Genomic DNA, 4,763 nt, shown 5'->3' with positions numbered 1-4,763 from the left:
AGACTGGCCTGCAAATGTTCATTGGGAATAAAGCAGGCGATGGTAGTTTCCAGGGCAGTTGCCGATGCCCGTAATACGGTGTCGCCGAAACCACGTACGCCGATCACATCGTTACCTGAAACAAAGCGGATGATCAGCTCTTTTTGTTCTCCCCATTGCTTGTGCACCTTCACAGCCCCGGATAATGTAAAGAATATGCCGGTTACCGGATCGCCTTCCGTAAAGATCCGTTCTCCCTTCTTAAACTGGCGGGTTTGTTTCTTTAATGCGGTTAACTCCCTCCATTCAGGCAGGCAGGAATCGCATAAAAGGCAGCTCTTTGTATCGCAGGTTATTTTGGACATAATTACTACTAAAATGTTGCGTAAGTAACTTTATTTTAAATTAATTTATCTGAAAAACGATAAAAATACTGCTTTTGCAATACTTTTGCATAAAATTAAGCAGCTATTATATGAAACGGCAAGACGAAAGTATTCCTTTGGCTCCATCCTTAACCCCCATACAGAAAAAAAAAGGCCTCCCGGTTTCCGGAAAAGTAGATAAGAGAGTATTGTACCTGGCTATCCAGGCCATTATAAATGCGCTGGTCATTGGTGTTATAGCCAAAGGGCTGGTTTACCTTATTGAGATCATTACCAACCTTGCGTTCTATGGCAGGTTTTCGTGGGAACCGGCCAGCCCGGCCCATAATACCCTGGGTTGGGCCGTGGTGGCAGTGCCGGTTGTAGGCAGCCTTTTAGTAGGCCTTATTGCCCGGTTTGGCTCCAAAGCCGTTCGCGGCCATGGCATCCCGGAGGCAATGGAAAAAATAATCCTGGACGAGAGTAAGATCCCGCCTTTAATTACTTTACTTAAACCACTGTCAGCCGCTATTTCTATCGGAACAGGCGGCCCCTTTGGTGCAGAAGGGCCTATTATAGCTACGGGCGGGGCATTTGGATCTTTTACAGGACAGATCATGCATATTACGCCCACAGAAAGGAAGATCATGCTAAGCGCAGGAGCCTGTGCCGGTATGGCTGCTATTTTCGGGAGCCCGCTGGCAGCAGTGCTGCTGGCCATTGAATTATTGTTATTTGAATTCTCTGCCCGCTCCATTATACCGGTGGCCCTGTCCTGTATTACCGGCGCCGGTATGCACCTGTGGTTGTTTGGCAGCGCCCCGGTATTTGCTATGGGTAATATACCCATGCCCAGCGATGGCGCCCTGATGGTTTATATTGGTATGGGGCTGCTGATCGGGATCGTAGCCTCTTTAGTGTCCAAGTCAGTATATCTTGTGGAAGACCTGTTCGAGAAACTGCCCATACACTGGATGTGGTGGCCGGCTATTGGCGCTGTGGTGGTAGGTGTAACCGGTTATTTTGCACCCTTTACAATGGGGGTGGGGTATGAAAATATCCAGGAGCTGCTGGGCGGTCATTTGCCGCTTGCCATGTTATTATCCCTTTGCTTTTTGAAATACATATCCTGGGTAATTTCACTGGGCAGCGGTACTTCCGGCGGTACGCTTGCTCCCCTGTTCACTATTGGCGGTGCATTAGGCGCGCTGATGGGTATTGTATTATTAAAGCTTTTTCCGGGTGCCGGCATTACTATGGCCACCGCGGCCCTGGTAGGCATGGCCGCCATGTTTGCCGGCGCTTCAAGGGCATTGCTTACCTCCATTGTTTTTGCGCTGGAAACAACAGGGCAGCCCAATGGTTTGCTGCCATTGCTTTGCGCCTGTATTGCAGCTTACTTTGTTTCGTTCTTCCTGATGAAAGGAACCATCATGACGGAGAAGATCCGGCGCCGGGGCATTAACACGCCTGACGCCTATGAATCAGACCTGTTGACCCATACTACTGTTAAGGAAGTGATGGTGCCTGCAACGGATCTGGCGGCAGGTAAGCCGGCGGTTAGTGAAAATGATGACCTCAGCAGCTGTGTGCAATTAATGGGACGGTACTCCGTACCGGCATTGAGCGTAGTGGAAGACGGCGCTGCCGGCAGCATAAAAGGCATGGTCACCGCACAGGATATTATGCACTATTACAGCGAGCAAAAAAGTGCGGATCAGCGCTTTGATGCACCGGTACGTACTAAAAGATTGCTGGTGCGCACGCGTAAGATCATCTATCCTAAAAGTAAAAGTTAACAGGGGATCACTATGCCATCCCGCAAACCGGTAACGCCAAACCTGTTTCTCACTTTAAATACTTTATTTTGTAGCCTGCATGCCATTATAACAACATTTGTATGTACCGTACAGGCTTAAACAACGCATTACAACAATATCGCCACTCAGAGCAGGACGCGTCCGGCTATTGCCTGGATACGGAAGAACTTTATTTTGGTGACATTGGCCTTAAATGGGGCCGCTGCGCCAATCCTGAACAGCGTGTATATAGTTTCAAACCGCGGCAGAATGCTATTGTTTCCCATTTTCGCCTGGCCGATCCTGTGCCGGGAACACATCCCGGTAAAGACCACAGCTTCAGGGAAAAGCATTTCGTTGTTTTCAGGGAAGCAGCGGAAACCTACGAGCTCTCCATATCACCCACCTATGGCGGCACCCGGCATTTTTTTGAGCTGATGTTATCCGAGCAGCTCTTTAAAAACATCTTCACACCGGAAAGTGATTTTATGAACCGCCTGGGGGAAACTGAAATAGTGAACCATCCGCTGCATGGTTTTTACGCGGCTATGCAGCCCCATATGTACGGCATCATAAACGAAATGAAAAGCGCGCCCTATAGTGGTTCATTAAAAGGAATATACCTTGAAGCTAAGTCCATAGAGCTGTTCCTGTCGCAGGTGAGCCAGCTGGATAAGGGTGCAGGCAATACAAAATTAAAGCCTGCAGATAAAGAAGCATTATACGCCGTTAAAAGCTATATAGATGCGCATTATCAGCAGGCTTGCTCTATTGTGGATCTGGCCCGTATGGCCTGTATCAATCAAACAAAACTAAAAACCGGGTTCAAAGCATTATTCGGTAATACCGTATTTGCCTATATAAGCGACCTGCGTATGCAGGAAGCAAAAAAATTACTGCTGGACGAAAAGCTGCCGGTAGGCGAGGTGGCCGATAAAGTGGGGTATGCCCATGCACACCATTTTGCCGTTGCCTTCAGAAAAAAATTCGGCGTGCTGCCGGGCAGCATTAAATAATCCATACTTCACTAATTCAACGGCACCCCAAACCAGGTGTACTTCACAAACATAGACCTGCGGCCGGACCTGCCTTTGGCAAAATATTTATTCAGCCATTCCTGCTGTTCATTTACCCGGGTGCTCAGGTCGCCGATCTGCTTGCGCATGCCGGTGATGAGCGCCGTGGTATTAGCGTCCGGCTTTTTGATCTTATTCAGCCGGTCTGTGGCCTGTTTCAGCTCGTTGCTGCATTCGTTGATCATGGCTTGTATTTCCGCATCGCTGCGCTCCGGCTTAAATTGTTTGTTATAAAAATTAATGTAATCGTTAAAGGCATTCACTGCATTGTTATAGCGCGCTAAAGCACCGTTGTAGTGGTATACAATATTATTCTGCGCATCTATTTCAATTTCCCTGCGCAGGTACTGCAGGCGGTCAAAGCACATGGAGTTCTTTACCCCGGCGGTTTCCAGCCTGCGGGCAGCTTCGGCGTAGTAGCTGATCCTGTCCTGCTTTTCAAAAGCAGCAATAGAATCTGCATAATTAAAGAACGGCTTAGCGGGATCGGGCTGGGTTTTACCATCATAGAACTCCTGGCTGCTAAGGGGGTAGGGCAGCAGCTGCCACAGGTAATCAAAAGGCATGTGCGACTTTATGAGCTCTGTGCCGCTGGCCGCAAAATACCGGTTGCTGATCTTTTTCACAAATTGCTTGTTCTGGATATAACCGGAACCCCAGGTAGGATCAAACAAGGCCCAGCCGGTATCTGTAAGGGCCGCGCACCAGGCATGGGGAATGTAGTCTACAAAACCATTCTGCCGGGTATAGCCCTCTATTACATATGACTTAATGCCAGCTTTGGTGCAGATGTCCTGGAACACCACGGCATAATTCTCACAGATGCCTTTCCTGGTTTTCAGGGCCTTTTCTATCTTCTCCTCTTTCTTTTCATAAAAGTTAAGGGCAAACATGTTGTTCAGATCATACTGGATATTGCTGGCCACCCATATAAAGGCCGCCCGCACCTTATCACTGTTACGGCTAAACTGGCTGTTGATGTAAGCCGCAATACCGGCTGTAGTAGTGGTGGCTGAATCCGGCGCCTGTAAAGCTTTGGCGTCAACCTCCGCATAAATATTGGGAGCAGGTTTTGGCGCAGTGGCTTTGGGTTTAGGTTTAGGAGCGGCAGATCTGGATTGTGCCGCAGAAAGTTGCGGCAGTAAGCAGCAGGCTGCTAATAAAAGGTATAGCGATCGCATATGCGGGTTAATTTTTTGGACTCTGGCAGCAAAGATAACGAAGTGCTTTATTATTAGAAAACCGGACAATCCGGGCTGGAATTTAAGCAGGCCAATGGCATTGTGTATCCGGCGGGCTTTATTGTATGGTACTTAAATTTTTTACTTGACTATAAGGTGTTGGAAAGTATTACCACGCTCTTAGATAGCATTTGTACCCACTAAACAGGTTTTAAAAATTGGTCAGGCTAAAACTATTAGCTCTAAAGTATCGTAGCGGTTTCAGTATTGCATTCCGCTTTGCATCCTGTTGCAGAAAATAGATAAGCCCCCTATACTCCCCCTGTAAGCCTTATATACGCTCCCTATAAGCGCTCTCTTATA

4 protein-coding genes are annotated in these 4,763 nt (G+C 48.0%); 2 read left to right on the top strand and 2 right to left on the bottom strand.

The features are described 5' to 3' along the window. Positions 1 to 344, bottom strand: a 344-nt coding sequence (locus VIM87_RS16670; RefSeq protein WP_331998086.1) for a cyclic nucleotide-binding domain-containing protein, incomplete at its 3' end; no start/stop codon positions are given. 110 nt (positions 345 to 454) lie between these two features. On the opposite strand from VIM87_RS16670, the gene VIM87_RS16665 reads away from it, so the two are divergent. Then, the gene (locus VIM87_RS16665; protein ID WP_331998085.1) at positions 455 to 2,143 is read left to right on the top strand and encodes a chloride channel protein; all 1,689 of its coding nucleotides are present in this window, start codon (positions 455 to 457) and stop codon (positions 2,141 to 2,143) included. A gap of 101 nt (positions 2,144 to 2,244) precedes the next feature. Further along, positions 2,245 to 3,159, top strand: a complete 915-nt coding sequence (locus tag VIM87_RS16660) for an AraC family transcriptional regulator (protein WP_331998084.1) — start codon at positions 2,245 to 2,247, stop codon at positions 3,157 to 3,159. A gap of 11 nt (positions 3,160 to 3,170) precedes the next feature. Here VIM87_RS16660 and VIM87_RS16655 read toward each other — a convergent pair whose 3' ends face one another. Next, positions 3,171 to 4,400, bottom strand: a complete 1,230-nt coding sequence (locus tag VIM87_RS16655) for a transglutaminase domain-containing protein (RefSeq protein ID WP_331998083.1) — start codon at positions 4,398 to 4,400, stop codon at positions 3,171 to 3,173. Positions 4,401 to 4,763 lie beyond the last annotated feature (363 nt).

This window comes from Chitinophaga sp. (assembly GCF_036569125.1).
Classification (GTDB): domain Bacteria; phylum Bacteroidota; class Bacteroidia; order Chitinophagales; family Chitinophagaceae; genus Chitinophaga.
The sequence above is the reverse complement of the archived record's forward strand: the minus strand, read 5'-3'. Positions and strand labels throughout refer to the sequence as shown.